This is a genomic window from Streptococcus oralis subsp. tigurinus, from assembly GCF_002093575.1.
Lineage (GTDB): Bacteria > Bacillota > Bacilli > Lactobacillales > Streptococcaceae > Streptococcus > Streptococcus oralis_CH.
The window spans coordinates 268,248-286,395 of the sequence record NZ_LNVH01000001.1; the positions used below are offsets into that span (position 1 = coordinate 268,248).

Below are 18,148 nucleotides of genomic sequence, written 5' to 3' on the forward strand. Positions count from 1 at the left end.
TCAAAAAAGAAGCTGGTCATACAACCAACTTCTTTTCTTTTTATCCCACTACCGCTTCAGCGATTTCTTCACGGCTAATTCCAGCAAAGTAGCGTGTAATATCAATAGTTTCTAGAGCTTTAAGGACATCTTCGCGTTCGTATTTTACTCCACGAAGGACATCTTCTACAGCTGCAACGTCTTCGATACCGAAGAAGTCACCGTAAATCTTGATATCTTGGATTTTTGATTCAATGACGTTGGCAAAAACTTCAACCTTACCACTGGTGAATTTTGTTCCACGACGGACGTTAAATTCAGGTGATTTACCGTAGTTCCAGTCCCAAGTACCGAACTTGGTCTCCTTGATGTGGTTGATTTCAGCCAATTCTTCCTCAGAAAAAACGTATTCAGACATCTCTGGGTACTCTTTTTTCATGTATTCCAATAGCAAATCACGGAATTCTTCAACTGTGATTTTTTCTGGTAATTCATTGACAATATTGGTTACACGGGCACGAACGGATTTCACACCTTTTGATTCAAATTTATCTTTTGAAACCTTGAGGGCGTTAGCAAGGACTGACAAATCAACGTCAAAGAGCAGGCAACCGTGGTGCATGATACGGCCATTGATATAGGCCTGGGCATTACCACAGAATTTTTTTCCATCAATCTCAAGGTCATTACGGCCTGTGAACTCAGCTTTAACACCGAGTTGAGCCAGGGTATTGATAACTGGAGTTGAGAAGCTCTTGAAGTCAAAGGCCTTGTTTTCATCTTCTTTTGAAATGATGGTGTAGTTGAGGTTGTTTAAATCGTGATAAACAGCTCCACCACCACTGATACGGCGGACTACCTCAATGCCATTTTCACGGACATAATCACGGTTGATTTCTTCGATAGTATTCTGGTGACGACCAACAATGATAGAAGGTTTGTTAATCCAAAGAAGGAAGATTTGATCCTGATCAAGTAGGTGTTTAAAGGCATATTCTTCCAAGGCGATATTAAAAGCAGTGTCATTTGAATGATTGATAATATATTTCATGATATCCCTTTATACGATAGAGACTGGAAAACATCTTTCCAGCCTAGTCTATCTTCGTTTTATTTTTTCTTTGGTGAATGGATGGCCATTCCTAGAACATCCGCAAATGCTTCGTACATCACTTCAGAGTAGGTTGGGTGTCCGTGAATAGTCTTCAGCATTTCTTCAACAGTAATTTCCATTTCGATGATGCTTGATGCCTCGTTGATCAATTCTGCAGCTGCAGGACCAATGATGTGCACACCAAGGATTTCTCCGTATTTCTTATCAGCAATAACTTTAACGAAACCTTGAGCTGCATCTGAGGCAATTGCACGACCGTTGGCAGCAAAGTTGAATTTACCGATTGCAACATCGTATTTCTCACGAGCTTGTTCTTCAGTCAGACCTACTGCTGCTACTTCAGGAAGAGTGTAGATGGCTGCAGGAGTCAAGTTGAGTTTGGCAACAGCATGATTTCCTTTGAGGGCATTTTCAGCGGCAACTTCGCCCATGCGGAAGGCTGCGTGCGCCAACATCTTAGTACCGTTGATGTCACCTGGTGCGTAAATACCTGGAACAGAAGTTTCCATGTATTCATTGACCTTGATACGTCCACGATCCAACTCAAACTCAACATCGCCAATTCCTTCGAGGTCTGGCACACGACCGATTGAAAGAAGGGCTTTGCTTGCAATGATATCGTCTTTACCTTCAACCTTGATACGAAGTTGACCATTTTCCTCGATGATTTCTTGCAGTTTTGTACCAGTTAAGATGGTCATACCTTTGCGCTCAAGGATCAAGCGAAGATTCTTAGAAACTTCCGCATCCATAGCTGGAACGATACGGTCCATCATTTCGATAACAGTTACTTTTGAACCAAATGTCATGAAGGCTTGGCCGAGTTCGATACCGACAACACCACCACCAATGATTACGAGGCTTTCTGGTACTTCGTTCATTTCAAGAATATCATCGCTGGTCATCACAAGTGGAGATTCCATACCAGGAACGTTAATTTTGCTGACTTTTGAACCACCGGCAAGGATAATTTTCTTGGTTTCAAGCAACTCTGAACCATTAACCAAGACATTCTTATCTTTAGTGATTGTACCAATTCCTTTATGAACAGTAACTCCATAGCTACGAAGAAGACCCGCAACACCACCTACCAAGGTATTGACAACCTTAGACTTAGTTTCAAGGAGTTTGTCCATATCTACAGTGAAGTTTGGATTTTCGATGACGATACCACGATTTGCTGCATGACCGATGTTTTCGATGATTTCTGCGTTGTGAAGGTAGGTCTTAGTTGGGATACAGCCACGGTTCAAGCACGTTCCACCGAGTTCAGATTTCTCAACAAGAGCAACCTTACCACCAAGTTGGGCAGCTTTAATGGCTGCTACGTATCCAGCAGGACCACCACCAATCACAACGATATCAAAGGCATCATCGCTCTTGCCGTCGTCGTTTGAGGCACTAACTGCAGGCGCTGGGCTAGCTTCTGGTGCTGCCGCTCCAGCTGTTGGGATATTTTCCCCTTCTTCACCAAGGTAACCGATAACTTCCGTTACAGGGACAGTTTCACCATCTCCTTTGAGGATGGCAATCAAGTATCCATCTTCTTCAGCTTCCAATTCCATGCTGACTTTGTCAGTCATGATTTCCAAAAGGATTTCTCCTTCTTTTACAAATTCACCGACTTTTTTATTCCATTGGACGATTTGTCCTTCTGTCATATCCACGCCGGCTTTTGGCATAATTACTTCTAAGGCCATGTCTTACTTCCTTTATCTAAAACTCTAAAATAACAATAGCTAACTTAAACCAACATTGAGATTGGATTCTCAATTAAGGCTTTCAAGTCTTTCATAAACTTAGCACCAGCCATACCATCTACAACACGGTGGTCAATGGTTAATCCAAGGCTCATGATAGGGCGAATGACAATCTCACCATTGACAACTACAGGTTTTTCAACTGTTGAGCTAACCCCGAGGATAGCTGAGTTTGGTTGGTTAATAATAGGACCAAAGGACTGAACGCCAAACATTCCCAAGTTACTAATTGTGAAGGTTGAGTTTTGCAGTTCGCTTGGAGCCAATTTACCATCCAAGGTACGACCAATTACATCCTTAAAGGCAACAACCAACTCTGACAAGCTCATTTTTTCAGCATTATAGACAACTGGTGTCATCAATCCATTATCCATCCCAACCGCCATCGCAAGGTTGACATAGTTATGAGTGATAATGGTCTTGCCGTCTTCTGTCAATGAAGCGTTGATGTATGGGTGTTTCATAAGGGTCTTCACAACAGCGAGAGAAAGAAGGTCTGTAACAGTTACTTTCTTACCAGTTGCTTCCATAATCGGCTCAAGAACCTTCTTACGAAGAGCCAACATTTCTGACATATCGACATCGTAGTTGAGTGTGAAAGTTGGCGCAGTTAGGTAAGATTCAACCATACGTTGCGCGATAACCTTACGCATTGGTGTCATTGGAATACGCTCAATCTCACCATAAGGAGTGATAGTATCAGGAACCTCTTCCACTTTTTCGATTTGAGCAGGAGACTTGATGGTGTCGTTTTCGATATTTTCAGGAAGTAAGGCCAAAACGTCCTTCTTCATGATTTTACCACGGTGACCCGTTCCTTGGATTTCCTGCCAAGCAATGTTATGTTCGAGGGCAATTCGTTTTGCAAGTGGCGAAATGCGAACCACGTTTGTGTCTTTATAAGTTTCCACGTCTTCTTTGTGGACACGACCGTTTGCACCTGAGCCAGAAACGTCGTAGAGGTTGATCCCTAGATCATTCGCTAACTTTCTAGCCGCAGGAGTCGCTCTTAGCTTGTCATCAGCCATGACCTCTCCAATTCTATACTAAGATATTAAGGACGAAGAGGGCAATGAAAAAATAGGAGATTGACGATGTGTTCGATGAACACAAGGAAATCTATCTTTTTTTCGCAGACCTCCGTCCGAATTCAATTACATGATACTACAGGCGTTAAAAGTCAAAGTGAAAATAGGAAACTTGACGAAGAAACTTTAGTTTCTAGGAAAGTTTATCTTTTTCACACAGACTTTAGCCCGTATTCAACTCTACAAGTAACTTGGACACGAAACATGTCTCAAGTTGCTACGGTTGCCGATATTAGGCGGTCAACCTAGTAGACTTACTAATTCATTCGTCGAATATTATCGATTCGACTCACTCATGTCGCAACTTTATATATAACTTGGATACAAAACATATTTCAAGTTATTAAAGTTAAAAATCTCTAGAATATTACATAATTTAATTTATGTAATATTATTCTTTGTTGTAAGTTTTTCGGATTGCATCTTTGATGCTTTCAACGGTTGGAATCATAGCATTTTCTAGATTTTGTGCGTAAGGCATTGGCACATCTTCTCCTGCACAACGGTGGATTGGTGCATCTAGATAGTCAAATGCTTCTGATTCTGAAATAATAGCTGAAATCTCTCCGATATAGCCACTTGTTTTGTGAGCGTCGTTGACCAGAACGACCTTACCAGTCTTCTTCACTGAGTTAATGATGATATCCTTATCAAGTGGAACGAGAGTACGTGGGTCCACAATTTCAACTGAAATTCCCTCTTCTGACAATTCTTCAGCAGCTTGAACCACACGACGAAGCATTTTCCCGTAAGTAACAACTGTTACATCTGTACCTTCACGTTTGATTTCCCCAACTCCTAGTGGAATCGTATAGTCTGGATCAACTGGCACTTCCCCTTTTTGGTTAAATTCTGACTTGTACTCAAGAATGATAACTGGGTTGTTATCACGGATAGAAGACTTGAGAAGGCCTTTCATGTCTGCAGGTGTACCTGGAGCTACAACCTTAAGACCAGGAATGTGAGTAAACCAAGACTCTAGAGATTGCGAGTGCTGAGCTGCAGAACCGACCCCGTTACCAGCTGCGCATCGAACTGTCATTGGAACCTGACCTTTACCACCAAACATATAACGTGTTTTAGCAGCTTGGTTGACGATGTTATCCATGGCAATAACAGAGAAATCCATAAAGGTCATATCGACAATTGGACGAAGTCCTGTCATGGCTGCACCTGCTGCTGCCCCCGAAATGGCAGCTTCAGAAATTGGACAGTCACGGACACGTTCTGGACCAAATTCTTCAAGCATTCCAACAGATGTTCCGAAGTCTCCTCCGAAGACACCGACATCTTCTCCCATCAAGAACACATTTTCATCGCGACGCATTTCCTCAGACATAGCAAGGATAATGGTGTCACGGAACGACATTGTTTTTGTTTCCATTTTATCTCTTTCTCCTTAGTCTGCGTAAATATCTTCAAATGCTGATTCAAGCGGTGGGAATGGACTTTCTTCCGCAAACTTAACAGAAGCTTCTACTGCTTCCTTGACTTGCGCTTGGATTTCTTCCAATTCTTCGGCACTCGCAATATTATTTTCAACGAGGTACTTGCGAAGGTTTTCGATTGGGTCTTTTTGTTTCCACAATTCTACTTCTTCACGGGTACGATATTTACCAGGGTCAGATGATGAGTGACCAAGCCAGCGATAGGTCACACTTTCGATCAAGACTGGTCCATTGCCACCACGAACATGGTCTACGGCTTTCTTAAATCCTTCATAAACGTCGATGACATTGTTTCCATCTTCGATAAACATTCCAGGAATTCCATATGCCGCACTACGTTGATGGATATGCTCCACATTGGTCATTTTCTTGATATCCGCAGAGATTCCATAACCGTTGTTAATGCAGCAGAAAATAACAGGAAGTTTCCAAATAGAAGCCATGTTGACTGCTTCGTGGAAGACACCTTCGTTGGTTGCCCCATCTCCAAAGAAGCAGACAACGATTTTACCAGTATGTTGCATTTGCTGACTGAGGGCCGCACCAACAGCGATTCCCATACCACCACCAACGATACCATTGGCACCGAGGTTCCCAGCATCCAGGTCAGCGATATGCATAGAACCACCTTTACCTTTACAGGTTCCAGTGTATTTTCCAAGTATTTCAGCCATCATTCCGTTGAGGTCAATCCCCTTAGCAATAGCTTGCCCGTGTCCACGGTGATTTGAGGTAATTAGATCATCTGGATTGAGAGCTAACATAGCCCCCACGTTAGCTGCTTCTTCTCCAACAGAAAAGTGCGTCATTCCTGGCACTTTCCCTTTCTTTACTAATTGCGCAATTTTTAAGTCCATACGACGGATTTCTTCCATCTTACGGAACATCTCTAGCAAAAGATTTTTATCTAAAGTTGACATAATCTTGCCTTTCTAACTTTGTACTTACCTTACTATTTTACCTTTTTTAGTATACGCTGTCAAAGTATATGGCTAATAAAAATTCACAATATAAAAAAATAAACCCCTGTTAAAACAGGGATTCTCTCTAGTTAGAGTATTTTTTCACAAAGTGCTTTTTCAGGATAATTTCTTAAAATTAGCTCAATCTTTTCATTACAGTTTTCAAACGCCATTGATACAAACAACCAGAAACAATCAAGCTGGCAATCAACCCAATCCAGTAGGCAAATGCCTCTAAGTCAGTTGCTTGATCTAGTAAATATCCTAGAGGTATCGCTACTCCCCAATACCCGATTAGGCCAAGATAGAAAGGAACGATAGTGTCCTTATACCCTCTTAAAATTCCTTGGAGCGGAGCCGCAAAGGTATCAGCTAACTGGAAAAAGAGACTGTAGGTTAGAAATACAGCAGTTGTTTCAATGAACTGAGGGTCATTTCCATATAGATTTGCTACACGATCTCTAAAAATGTAGAGAAAGGACAGGGTAAGACCTGCAAAAATAAGGGCGGTTACTCTCCCTAGACGAGCATAGGTTTTTGCATCCTCAAAACGTTTAGCCCCCACCTCGTAAGACACAACAATCGCCATAGCAGAGGAAATACTCATGGGGAAAGCGTACATGAGGCTCGAAAAGTTCATAGCTGACTGGTGGCTAGCGATGATGAGTGATGAAAACTTAGCCATGATTAGTCCCACCACGGAGAAAATAGCTACTTCCGCAAATACGGTTCCTCCGATTGGTAGACCTAACCGAACACCTTCCTTGATTTTATCTATATTGAGTGGAATCCGTTTTTCAAGATGTAACGTTTTTAATCTTTCCTGTTTGAACAAAACAAGCAGAGAAATGCCCAATAAAACCCAATAGGCTAGTGAAGTTCCTAGCCCTGCTCCTGCGCCACCAAGCTCAGGGAAACCGAAAGCTCCATATATCAAGAGATAGTTAAAACCACTATTAAGAGGAAGTAATAGGAGCATCAGATACATCGATAGCTTGGTCAATCCAAGAGAATCTAACAATGACCGAATGACACTGAAAAGCAACAAGGGTATAATTCCAATAGACAGGTACCAAAGATAGGAAACTGCAACTGCCGCTACTTGAGCTTCTAGTCCGATATGGTTTAAGACAGGCGGCGCTAAGAACACTACCATGCCAAGCAAGACCAAAGACAGTCCGAAAGCTAAGTAGATGAATTGGTAAAAGTCAGATGCTACTTCTTCCTTTTTGCCCCGTCCCAGATGATGACCTATGATGGGAACCATGGCCGAAACAATCCCTGTTAAAAAAGTAAAGAAAGGATTCCATAGACTTGTTGCAGTTGATACTCCTGCCAAGTCCATGGTATTGTACTGCCCAGTCATGGTTGTATCAACAAATGAGGCAGAATAATTGGCAAACTGATAAATCAGGATAGGGAAAAATATCTTAAGAAATAAGAGAAACTTATCTTTAAATTGATGGGTTGGATACATATACGCTCTCTATTCTTATAATTTATAGAGCAGAATCCCATCTAGTTTTGATAGACGATTTGTCCCTTACAGATGGTATATTTAACCTGCCCTTTTAAAGTTTCACCGATAAATGGTGAATTAGCTGCTTTTGAAGCAAAGTGTGAGTCCACAAGGCGGTCAGCCTTGGCATCAAAGATAGTGATATCCGCTGGACCATTTTCAGCCAAGTAACCTGCTTCAAAGTGGTAAAGCTTGGCTGGATTGACAGTCATTTTTTCAAGCAATTCCATCAAGCTCAACTCACCAGCTTCCACCAAATAAGTCAAACCAAGAGAAAGAGAGGTTTCCAAACCTGTCATACCAGATGGTGCTTTGGTGATATCTTCAACATTTTTCTCATCTGCATGGTGAGGAGCGTGGTCTGTCGCGATAACTGTGATAACACCTGACTTGAGACCTTCGATAACGGCACGACGGTCTGACTCCAAACGAAGTGGAGGATTCATTTTGGCATTGCTACCTTGAGTTAAAAGAAGTGCTTCTGTCTTAGAGAAATGTTGTGGTGCTACTTCTGCTGTGACTTGCGCACCCAGACCTTGAGCGAATTCCACTACCTTGACACTTTCTTCCTTAGACAAATGCTGGATGTGAACATGGGCCTTAGTTGCATAGGCAATCATAACATCACGCGCAATCATGGCGTATTCTGCTACCCCTGTCGCACCACAGATCTTGAAGTGGTCTTTAGCGATGTTTTCGTTAAACCCAAGAATACCGTTCAAGCCGGGATCTTCCTCGTGTAGACAAACAAAGGTACCAAGTTTTTTAGCAGTTTCCAAGGCTTCTTTGAGAACTTTGCTGCTCTCAAGTGGAATACCGTCATCTGAGAAACCAACGGCACCTGCTTCTAAAAGCGCCTTAAAGTCAGTCAAGTCTTTACCATTAAAGTTCTTGGTAATAGTTGCAACCGTTTTGACGTTAATCTTTTCCTTAGCAGCAGACTGGAGAACTTCTTGCAAAGTCTCTACGTCTGAGATGGTTGGATTGGTATTAGCCATCATGACAACCGTTGTAAAACCACCTGCAGCAGCTGCTAGGGCACCAGTATGGATATCTTCCTTGTGGGTCTGACCAGGTTCACGGAAATGGACATGAATATCCACTAGTCCAGGTGCAACCACAAGACCTGTAGCATCAAGCACCTCTGCTCCTTCTTTCTTGATTTCAGACGCAATTTTGACAATTTTCCCATCTTGGACCAAAACATCACACACTTGATCCAAACCAGACTTGGGATCCATTACACGACCGTTTTTGATTAATAACATCTGCTTTCTCCTTTATTCATAGAAATCAACTTGAGTATCCAACAATTTATCCCCATCATAAACAAACTTAGCTGAAAAGAAGGGTTTGTCCTCTAAAAGCCACTCAACAAAGGTGTGGTCACCCTCCCAAGTTGGCTTGCTCAAAACTTCATCATAGGGAACCCATTCTAATGTTCCCTCGTTGCATTCAATCAACTCACCTTCAAACTCTGTCACCTTAAAAACATAGGTGTACCAGTCTAAATCTGGCGTGAATTCAGGAAAAGTGATAACGCCTTTTAGAACTGGCTTGGCTTTGAGCCCTGTTTCTTCGAGGATTTCACGCGCTGCGCATTCCTGAGGTGTCTCCCCTCGCTCTAGCTTACCACCCACACCAATCCATTTGCCTTCATGGACATCATTCGGCTTCTTATTCCGGTGAAGCATGAGCAGTTCCTTCCCGTTATCAATGTAGCAAATCGTCGCTAACTGAGGCATATTTTCTCCTTATCTAAGCCAATCGATTGGCACTTGTTCTGTATCTTTTAAAAATGCATTAGCCTTGGAAAAAGGCTTGGAACCCCAAAATCCTCTGTAAACTGATAAAGGACTGGGATGGGCTGATTCGATAATCAAGTGGTGAGGATTGGTAACCAAGGCCTTCTTCTTACGTGCATAGGCTCCCCAGAGCACAAAGACTACTGGTCTGTCTAGATTATTGACTACCTGAATCACAGCATCTGTAAAAGGCTCCCATATTAGCCCGGCATGACCATTGGCCTGCCCAGCAGGAACGGTCAAACAAGCATTGAGAAGTAAGACTCCTTGCTCAGCCCAAGCAGTTAAATCATGGGATTTCTTAACGCCGATGTCATCTGACAATTCTTTCAAGATATTTTGCAAGGATGGCGGAGCTGGGATAGAGTCAGGAACAGAAAAACTCAAGCCCTGAGCCTGACCTGGCCCGTGATAGGGGTCTTGCCCTAAAATCACCACCTTAACTTCTTCAAGCGGTGTAGTCAATAGAGCCTGAAAAATCTTTTCCTTAGGTGGATAAACAGTTCCCTGAGCATAGACCTGATCCATAAACTGATTGATTTTCCCGAAATAACCCTCAGGTAATTGCTCCTTAATCAAAGCATGCCAAGATGAGTGTTGCATCGCCAACTCCTTCGTTTTTACTGCTTCTATTATAGCAAAAAGTGGCTATCTAAACCACTTTTTACAGTTATGTGACTATTAGTCTGTCTCGCTCCGTAAGGTGCGAGACAAATAAACCACCCGCTAAGCGGGTGCGCGTCGAAGGTTATACCAAAAAACTCCAAACGCGATACAATAAAGGTGTTCAAGCCAATTGTAAAGCGAAAGGAGAAAAATATAGCACAAAAGGCACATAGTTTATCACACACAAAGTGGATGTGCAAATATCACATTGTGTTCACCCCTAAGTATAGACGAAAAATCATTTATAATCAATATCGAAGTAGTTTGGGAGAAATATTCCACCGATTATGTAGTTATAAAGGTGTTGAGATTATCGAAGGACACTTAATGCCTGATCATGTACATATGTTAGTAAGTATTCCACCAAGGATAAGTGTTTCAAGTTTCATGGGTTATTTAAAAGGCAAAAGTGCACTCATGATGTTTGACAAACACGCCAACCTCAAGTACAAGTTTGGCAACCGGTATTTTTGGGCAGAAGGTTATTACGTGAGTACAGTAGGACTTAATGAAGCCACAATTAGGAAATATATCCAAGAACAGGAAGAACATGATATAGCATTAGATAAATTAAGTGTAAAAGAATATGAGGATCCCTTTAGGGATAGTGGTAAGTAGTACCAAAGTCTCTTTAAGAGGCAAGTGACGAGTCAAGAGCAATGAGGCTTGAACAACGTGAAAGCCAGCGTCTTTAGGCGCTGGCTGGTAATTTGGGCTTATAGCCCTGGTGCAAACCACCCGTTAGACGGGTGGTTATGATTTATCCAAACAATCCAGCAAGTCTTGGTAAGAATGAACTTCATAGGTCGGCTGGGCTTGTGTGTAATTTTCGAGATGATGGGGATTGTACCAGATAGTATCGATACCAGCATTATTGCCACCTTGAATATCAGCCGTTAAGGAATCTCCAATCATCAGCGTCTTTTCTTTACTAAATCCAGCAATCTGCTGACCGATTTTTTCATAGAATAGTGCATCAGGCTTTTGCGTTTGCAATTGCTCGGAGATAAAGACTTGGTTGAAATAGGGAGCCAGACCAGATTGAGCCAAACGACCTGTCTGGATGGCAGTAATTCCATTTGTCGCAGCATACAAGTCATAATCACGTTCGATGAGACTGTCCAAGAGTTCATGAGCACCTGAAAAAGTTTGTCCCTGCTGAGCTAAGTAAAATTGGTAACGCTGGGCAAGAAAACTACCTTCTTTCTCCAGTCCAAAATGAGCAAATAAACGAGAAAAGCGCGTGTTAACCAGTTCTTGTTTACTGATTTTCTTTTGCTCCAAGTCTTTCCAGAGAGCCTTGTTCATAGGAATGTAATAGTCTTTATAGTATTGAATATCCGCAACTCCTTCTTCCTTTAGAAGTTGCGTCAAAGCCACATCCTCAGCAACATCAAAATCAAGCAAGGTGTGGTCGAGGTCGAAGAGTAGAAATTTGTAGGGCAATTTGAGAGTTTTCCTTTCTAGGTAATCAATAGATTAGGTTATTTCTTCTTATTCTTAGTTTTATTCAACAACATGCCAGCTACAACTGGAGCAACAACAACTCCAACTTGTTCAACAACTTTAAGTATCTTTTTTGCTCCATATATTTTTTTGTTTCTACACGATTCACACTTATTGCGTTTATAACTTGATGGTAAATCCCTAGTACATGTCTTGCATTTTTTTATTTCGTTCATTCTAACACCTCTGTCTCAATAGAATCTAGTTTATTTGGCAATTTCATTATAGAAGTTTCAATTTTTGGCAATTCTTTTGTCCAGTAATTTGTAGGAGAAGGATCAAGTAAATCAAGTCTCTCTACTAATTCTTGAGAACTGAGATAAGTTTCGTTAATAAATTTCCCAAAGTAATCCAAACTTTTTTGAGCAGCCTGTTTCTCGCCCAACTCATTATAAGCTATTGCCGCTGATAGTGAAACGATATTTATGGCTGCTAATCCATCTCTAATCTCATTCATACGAGCTTCAATTTTATCTGGTTTATCACCTTTGAATAACTTACCCCAAGTAGAATCTGGTTGTTCCTTGATAAAATTTACATTTGATTTTTGACTAAGCATTAAGAGATTTCGACTATCTTCTGCATCTGAAATAACTTGCAGTAACATCATTGTTCTAATGTTTGGATTTGATATCTCTCTAGCCTGCAAAAGTTTCTGTTGACAACTATAGGCTATTGCAAGTCTATCTGACTCCTGTCCTTTTCTAACGTCCTCAATAGCAAATTGTACATTTTGAATCTCTTCTGCAATCTGTGCCATTTGAATTTGCGACGAATAGTCGGCTAAGGCTTTATTTAATTCTGGTGTCAATTTAACAGATTTCAATGGTACATTTCCAATGACTTTATTAGTATTAGTATCTACTAATACCGCCAAGAGAGAGCCATCTTTCTTGGTCATTAATTTTAACACACCTTGAGCAATTGCTTCCCGTTGTTCTGAAGAAAGAATTGCCTGAAAAACCTCTTCAGGTATACTAGATTGGACAACATTGATAAAGGCTGGAGCAGAATATAACATTTTTTCTACTTCAGATAAGATTTTACTTGCATTTTTGACTAATGGTTGGGCTATTTCTGGTAACTTATTAAAAAACACTGAGGGTTTTAGTTCATAACCGTCAATATCAAGAATATCGAAGTCATTTTCGTCAAAAAATAAAACTTCATCCATAAATTACTACCTCATTATGTTTAAATTATTAGAGATATTATACCATATTAAACAAAATTATGATTTTGATTTTTCTTTAATATTATCTATCAAATCATTTTTACTGGAATCTAACATAAAATAATACTATTCTATATAATTGACAACCTAAATCTTTCAAAATAGAACAATCCTATCTATCGAATACCCTAACTTCATAGATATCCATGCAATTCTAAACCTAGAATTCCTATAAAATAAATGTTTTAGTGCTATTCTAAGTTTATGACAAACCTAAATTTTAATTTTTGAAGGATTCTAAAGCTAGAATAGCTCTAAAATCACGAGAACTAAGCTATTCGAAACTTAGAAGAACCTTTTCTAAACTTCATGAGCACTTCAATTAATGTTTCTTACAATTTTTCTGATGAGCTTTGAGTTTTTTCAGAGCCCAGTCATAGTGACTGGAGGTGCTACTGACAAAGTAGGAACCTAGACTTGTCCCTCCCGTCCACTTATAGATACCTTTGGTAAAGAGTTGGTCATTGCTGAAGCCTTCCATCAACTCTAAAACCTCTCTATGCGATTGCTCTAGTAGTCTAGTCGCTTCCTTTAAAGACGTTTTCTGGTGCTTCTTCCAAATAGCGACATTCATCTCCCCGTAAGTTTTCCAATTATAAGGTTCGGGGAGAAAAGGTCTTTCATGACCCTTTTGATTAGAATCTACCCAATTCAAAAGTAACTGATGCCACTCATAGAGATGGATCAGGACATCCCGTAGATTTTTATCTCTATTCCAGTGAGCTTCTTTTTTCTTTTGGTCTTTTGAAAAATCAAAAGGAGTCTGTAGCTCCTCTTCACTTAATTTAGATATAAAGTGATTGAGCTTTTCATATTTTTCCTTAGAGGCTAGCACTAGCTCCTCTTTTGTTCTTGGTCTAGGCATAGGAGTTCTCCTTTCATTTTTAAGTTGGATATACTATTTCCTCACTTCATTATACCATAATCAAAAAGCAGTTCTTCATTTTACGAAAAACTGCTTTTACTAACTATTTTTTATGCTTATAGTCACTACTTTACATATAAATCTTTAAAGAGACCGTCCAATTCTGCTATCTGATAGAGCAAGTGGGACAGTTCTTGGTAATCTTCTTTTAAACATGAAAGGTGGGCTTGGCCAAATAGAGTAGCCAATTCTTCTTTGAATCTTGCCCCTTTCGGATCATGATCTTTTAAGAACTTACTGAGATAGAGATTTCGAACAGCTGCAAGTTTAAAGCTAAAATACTGGTGCAGTTGTTTTTGCTCCGTATTTAAGCCGTTTTCAGCAACTGCTTTTGCATAGCATTCCAAAACACCACTTTGACCATTCAGATATCGGGTCTTTATAATCTTTGCTGTTTCCTGATAGATTTCAGTCTGACTAGGACTCTTGATCTTCTTAAAATTTCCCCACATGGAGTAGGCTCCGCGCTTATAGTCAATACCCTCTGCCTTCCAGGCTTCTAAAATGTCGTTAAAAGCAACCTTCATACAGGCAAAACCAGCTGGATCATGCAAATAGAGATACTGACCATCAAGAGCATACACGGTTACAAAGTGATCCACACCATAAAAAATTGTGTGATTGGGATTGTAGGTCAGATGGCCCATATCAAGAGGTCCCAGTACGACAGGTCCATTGGACAGAAAGGTTTCCAACTTTCCTTTAATCTCTTCCAAATCTACTTCAGTTCCATCTTTTAGATAGAAATCCTTATAGTCAAACCCTAGTATTTTTAAGGAATGGGAGATGGAAAGATCTGGCATTCCATTATCAAAAAACACTAGAGGGTGCTGGTCATCTTCCTTTACGATACTAGCGCCATTTCCCATCACCATGATTGCCTCTAGAAAGTCTGCTTTAAAGTCATAGCCATAGCCATCCAGTGCCATTGCCAATGAATAACTGTAGCAAAGTGACACATCTCCAAAATACATCTGCATATTCCTGCCTCCTTATCTTCTATGGGACTATTATACCGAGATAACGATACTCATACCCCATAAAATCAAAACAAAAAATAGGGTATGTTTGCTTTATAGACATGAATTTCCACAATAAAAAACTCTGTAGAAGACACTTTCTACAGAGTTCGATTTGCATCTTTATAAAAAATCAGAAAATGATCTAGTTCTTAATCACTGGTATCCAGAGTTCCATTTGATAGTCTGGTGACGACATATCACCTTTGGAATAAACTTCAAAGTCTGGTGCACCTGAGTGGCGATATCCTGTTTCTGGGAAAAAGACCTCCAAGACATATTTCCAAGCATTGTGAATGCTAGCTGGTATAGGGCCTTTGACTGGTACGATAGCATATTCAGCCACTGGGATATCTTTGATTGATAGACCTAGCTCTTCTGCTTTGACTTTATCCGTCACATCATAAGCAGCCATATAGTTGATGATTTCACCCTCTTTGACATCAGAGCAGAGGCCAAAGGATTGGCCACTGCCTAAACTTTCTAGGTTTTCAACGCTGTGATTGTTATAGAGATGCTCCCAAGCAGACGGGCACTGACTATTGTCAATAGCTTCCAATAGGACGCCTGCCACGGTAAAAGCAGGCTTCTTTTGAATCTTGATATCCATGTTCTTTCCTCCTGTAATCTTTAAGGATAATTGAAGTCTAGGAAAAACCCGATAAGGTTTTCCATTCCTAACTTCTGAGGGAGTTGAACCATGGAATTTCTTAAAGGCTGCGCTGAAGGCATCCGGAGACTCATAGCCGTATTTCATCGCTATGTCAATGACCTTCTCAGAGCCTTCCCGCAAGTCTGTCACAGCTTCTGACAGCCTGCGATTGCGCAAGTATTCTGCTAAAGTCATATCTGCCAGGATAGAAAATAGCCTGCTAAAGAGAGGGTAAGAATAGCCCGATAGCTGCTGAAATCTTTTCATATCCACTTCTCCAGTCAGTTGCTGCTCCAAATAATCCATGGTTTGATTGAATTGATGCATCATATTCTTCTTTTCTTACCTCCATAAGATACAAAGGTCGTTAAAAGCAAAGTGAAAATAGGAAAATTAACGCTGGTTCTTCTGATTCTAGGTAATTTTTTCTTTTTTACATAGCTTTATGCCATGTTCAATTCTATCTATATTCTAACAAATACAGGATACTTCCACCCTAGAATTTTTGTATGAGATTTAAAGGTGTAAATTCTATAACTTATCTTTTAATTTCTCAACAAAGAGATAGGCTGCAGGGCAGGTCAAGGTATTCTTAATCGTCAAATGGTTGATTTGGTGGATTTTTTTACGGTCTGTATGAGGAAATTCCCGGCAGGCCTTTGGACGGACATCGTAGATTGAGCAGAGATTGTCTCCTCCTAGAAAGGGGCAAGGTATAGATTTAAAAACCTTATCCCCATCTTCATCTACCTGTAGAAACTCTGCTTCAAAGGCTGGTAATTTCATCTTAAAGTACTTGGCAATACGGGTGATGTCTGCCTCTTTAAAGTCTGGTCCCAAAGTCTTGCAACAGTTAGCACAGGCAGTACAATCAATCTCAGCAAAGACTTCTTGGTGGATCTGCTGAGCTATCTTATCTAGATTCTTTGGTGGCTTTTTCTTTAGATTAGCTAACACTTTACGATGCTCCTTCTGCTTTTGCAGTGCTAATTGATGGTAATACTCAATATCAATCTCTTTAGACATAATTTCTTCCTAATACAAGTTTTTAGTCTATTATACCATAAACACTGGCCCCTTTTTGCCCCCTGAACAGAAAAAAAGCCCTTCGGAAAAAATCCGAGGGGCTAAAAACGTTGTTAAATCAACGATTATTTTTTAAGGTTGTAGAATGATTTCAATCCACGGTATTCAGCAACTTCACCAAGTTGGTCTTCGATGCGAAGCAATTGGTTGTATTTAGCGATACGGTCTGTACGTGAAAGTGAACCAGTCTTGATTTGTCCTGCGTTTGTTGCAACTGCGATATCAGCGATTGTTGAATCTTCAGTTTCACCTGAACGGTGTGATACAACGGCAGTGTAACCAGCTTCTTTCGCCATTTCGATAGCATCGAATGTTTCAGTAAGAGTACCGATTTGGTTAACTTTGATAAGGATTGAGTTAGCAGCACCTTCTGCAATACCTTTTTCAAGGTAAGAAGTGTTTGTTACGAAGAAGTCGTCACCAACCAATTGAACTTTACCGCCAAGACGTTCAGTAAGAGCTTTCCAACCGTCCCAGTCGTTTTCATCCATACCATCTTCGATAGTGATGATTGGGTATTTGTTTACCAATTCTTCAAGGTAGTCGATTTGTTCTGCAGCAGTACGTACAGCAGCGCCTTCACCTTCAAATTTAGTGTAGTCGTAAACTTTACGTTCTTCATCATAGAATTCTGATGATGCACAGTCAAATCCGATAAAGACATCTTTACCTGGAACATAACCAGCAGCTTCGATAGCAGCAAGGATAGTTTCAACACCGTCTTCAGTTCCTTCGAAACGAGGAGCGAATCCACCTTCGTCACCTACGGCAGTTTCCAAACCACGTGATTTAAGGATTTTCTTAAGAGCGTGGAAGATTTCAGCACCCCAACGAAGAGCTTCTTTGAATGATGGTGCACCAGCAGGTACGATCATGAATTCTTGGAAAGCGATTGGAGCGTCAGAGTGAGAACCACCGTTGATGATGTTCATCATTGGAGTTGGAAGAACTTTAGTGTTGAATCCACCAAGGTAGCTGTAAAGTGGGATTTCAAGGTAGTCAGCAGCAGCACGAGCTACAGCGATAGACACACCAAGAATTGCGTTTGCACCCAATTTACCTTTGTTAGGAGTACCGTCAAGTGCGATCATAGCACGGTCGATAGCTTGTTGGTCACGTACATCGTAGCCGATGATAGCTTCAGCAATGATGTTGTTTACGTTGTCAACAGCTTTTTGTGTACCAAGACCACCGTAACGAGATTTGTCACCGTCGCGAAGTTCAACTGCTTCGTGTTCACCAGTAGAAGCTCCTGATGGAACCATACCACGTCCGAAAGCACCTGATTCAGTATAAACTTCTACTTCAAGTGTTGGGTTACCGCGTGAGTCTAGGACTTCGCGAGCGTAAACATCAGTAATAATTGACATTTTTTACTCTCCTTT

18 protein-coding genes are annotated in these 18,148 nt (G+C 40.7%); 1 reads left to right on the plus strand and 17 read right to left on the minus strand.

Annotated elements, in window-relative coordinates; genetic code table 11:
* Nucleotides 1-40: 40 nt before the first annotated feature.
* The 9 genes from lplA to ATE37_RS01410 all read right to left on the minus strand — a co-directional run bounded on the left by lplA (nucleotide 41) and on the right by ATE37_RS01410 (nucleotide 10,278).
* Nucleotides 41-1,030, minus strand: a complete 990-nt coding sequence (gene lplA / locus ATE37_RS01365; RefSeq protein ID WP_084867293.1) for a lipoate--protein ligase — start codon at nucleotides 1,028-1,030, stop codon at nucleotides 41-43.
* A 59-nt stretch (nucleotides 1,031-1,089) separates the two neighbouring features.
* Nucleotides 1,090-2,793 carry a dihydrolipoyl dehydrogenase gene (lpdA, locus tag ATE37_RS01370; protein WP_084867295.1) on the minus strand — a complete coding sequence of 568 codons (1,704 nt, stop codon included), beginning with the start codon at nucleotides 2,791-2,793 and terminating at the stop codon, nucleotides 1,090-1,092.
* Nucleotides 2,794-2,837: 44 nt separating this feature from the next.
* Nucleotides 2,838-3,881, minus strand: coding sequence for a dihydrolipoamide acetyltransferase (locus ATE37_RS01375; RefSeq protein WP_084867297.1), 1,044 nt, complete (start codon nucleotides 3,879-3,881; stop codon nucleotides 2,838-2,840).
* 451 nt (nucleotides 3,882-4,332) lie between these two features.
* A complete protein-coding gene (locus ATE37_RS01385) occupies nucleotides 4,333-5,325 on the minus strand; it encodes an alpha-ketoacid dehydrogenase subunit beta (protein WP_084867302.1) in 993 nt (330 codons plus the stop codon).
* A gap of 15 nt (nucleotides 5,326-5,340) precedes the next feature.
* Complete coding sequence (locus tag ATE37_RS01390) at nucleotides 5,341-6,309, minus strand: thiamine pyrophosphate-dependent dehydrogenase E1 component subunit alpha (protein ID WP_084867304.1); 969 nt, start codon at nucleotides 6,307-6,309, stop codon at nucleotides 5,341-5,343.
* A gap of 178 nt (nucleotides 6,310-6,487) precedes the next feature.
* A complete protein-coding gene (locus tag ATE37_RS01395; protein WP_084867306.1) occupies nucleotides 6,488-7,828 on the minus strand; it encodes an MATE family efflux transporter in 1,341 nt (446 codons plus the stop codon).
* Between the two features lie 41 nt (nucleotides 7,829-7,869).
* Entirely contained in the window at nucleotides 7,870-9,138 is a 1,269-nt protein-coding gene (locus tag ATE37_RS01400; protein ID WP_084867308.1) for a dihydroorotase, read from the minus strand.
* A gap of 12 nt (nucleotides 9,139-9,150) precedes the next feature.
* On the minus strand, nucleotides 9,151-9,615 hold the full coding sequence (locus tag ATE37_RS01405; RefSeq protein WP_009730172.1) for an NUDIX hydrolase: 465 nt from the start codon (nucleotides 9,613-9,615) through the stop codon (nucleotides 9,151-9,153).
* Between the two features lie 9 nt (nucleotides 9,616-9,624).
* Nucleotides 9,625-10,278, minus strand: coding sequence for a uracil-DNA glycosylase (locus ATE37_RS01410; protein ID WP_084867310.1), 654 nt, complete (start codon nucleotides 10,276-10,278; stop codon nucleotides 9,625-9,627).
* A 216-nt stretch (nucleotides 10,279-10,494) separates the two neighbouring features.
* Here ATE37_RS01410 and tnpA point away from each other — a divergent pair, with 216 nt between their 5' ends.
* Nucleotides 10,495-10,959: an IS200/IS605 family transposase gene (tnpA, locus tag ATE37_RS01415; RefSeq protein ID WP_084867627.1), complete on the plus strand. Its 465-nt coding sequence runs from the start codon at nucleotides 10,495-10,497 to the stop codon at nucleotides 10,957-10,959.
* A 135-nt stretch (nucleotides 10,960-11,094) separates the two neighbouring features.
* Here tnpA and pynA read toward each other — a convergent pair whose 3' ends face one another.
* The 8 genes from pynA to eno all read right to left on the minus strand — a co-directional run bounded on the left by pynA (nucleotide 11,095) and on the right by eno (nucleotide 18,133).
* Nucleotides 11,095-11,787 (minus strand): pyrimidine 5'-nucleotidase PynA, encoded by a 693-nt coding sequence (gene pynA / locus ATE37_RS01420; protein ID WP_084867312.1) that lies wholly within the window; start codon nucleotides 11,785-11,787, stop codon nucleotides 11,095-11,097.
* 38 nt (nucleotides 11,788-11,825) lie between these two features.
* A complete protein-coding gene (locus ATE37_RS01425; protein ID WP_084867314.1) occupies nucleotides 11,826-12,023 on the minus strand; it encodes a hypothetical protein in 198 nt (65 codons plus the stop codon).
* Nucleotides 12,020-13,021, minus strand: coding sequence for a hypothetical protein (locus tag ATE37_RS01430; RefSeq protein ID WP_084867316.1), 1,002 nt, complete (start codon nucleotides 13,019-13,021; stop codon nucleotides 12,020-12,022). Before ATE37_RS01430 ends, ATE37_RS01425 begins: the two co-directional genes overlap by 4 nt.
* Before the next feature lie 382 nt (nucleotides 13,022-13,403).
* Nucleotides 13,404-13,946 carry a ClbS/DfsB family four-helix bundle protein gene (locus ATE37_RS01435; protein ID WP_084867318.1) on the minus strand — a complete coding sequence of 181 codons (543 nt, stop codon included), beginning with the start codon at nucleotides 13,944-13,946 and terminating at the stop codon, nucleotides 13,404-13,406.
* 125 nt (nucleotides 13,947-14,071) lie between these two features.
* The gene (locus ATE37_RS01440) at nucleotides 14,072-14,986 is read right to left on the minus strand and encodes a cysteine peptidase family C39 domain-containing protein (RefSeq protein WP_084867320.1); all 915 of its coding nucleotides are present in this window, start codon (nucleotides 14,984-14,986) and stop codon (nucleotides 14,072-14,074) included.
* 184 nt (nucleotides 14,987-15,170) lie between these two features.
* Complete coding sequence (locus ATE37_RS01445) at nucleotides 15,171-16,007, minus strand: AraC family transcriptional regulator (RefSeq protein ID WP_084867321.1); 837 nt, start codon at nucleotides 16,005-16,007, stop codon at nucleotides 15,171-15,173.
* A 201-nt stretch (nucleotides 16,008-16,208) separates the two neighbouring features.
* The gene (locus ATE37_RS01450) at nucleotides 16,209-16,703 is read right to left on the minus strand and encodes a YkgJ family cysteine cluster protein (protein ID WP_084867323.1); all 495 of its coding nucleotides are present in this window, start codon (nucleotides 16,701-16,703) and stop codon (nucleotides 16,209-16,211) included.
* Between the two features lie 125 nt (nucleotides 16,704-16,828).
* On the minus strand, nucleotides 16,829-18,133 hold the full coding sequence (gene eno / locus ATE37_RS01455; RefSeq protein WP_084867325.1) for a surface-displayed alpha-enolase: 1,305 nt from the start codon (nucleotides 18,131-18,133) through the stop codon (nucleotides 16,829-16,831).
* Nucleotides 18,134-18,148: the final 15 nt, after the last annotated feature.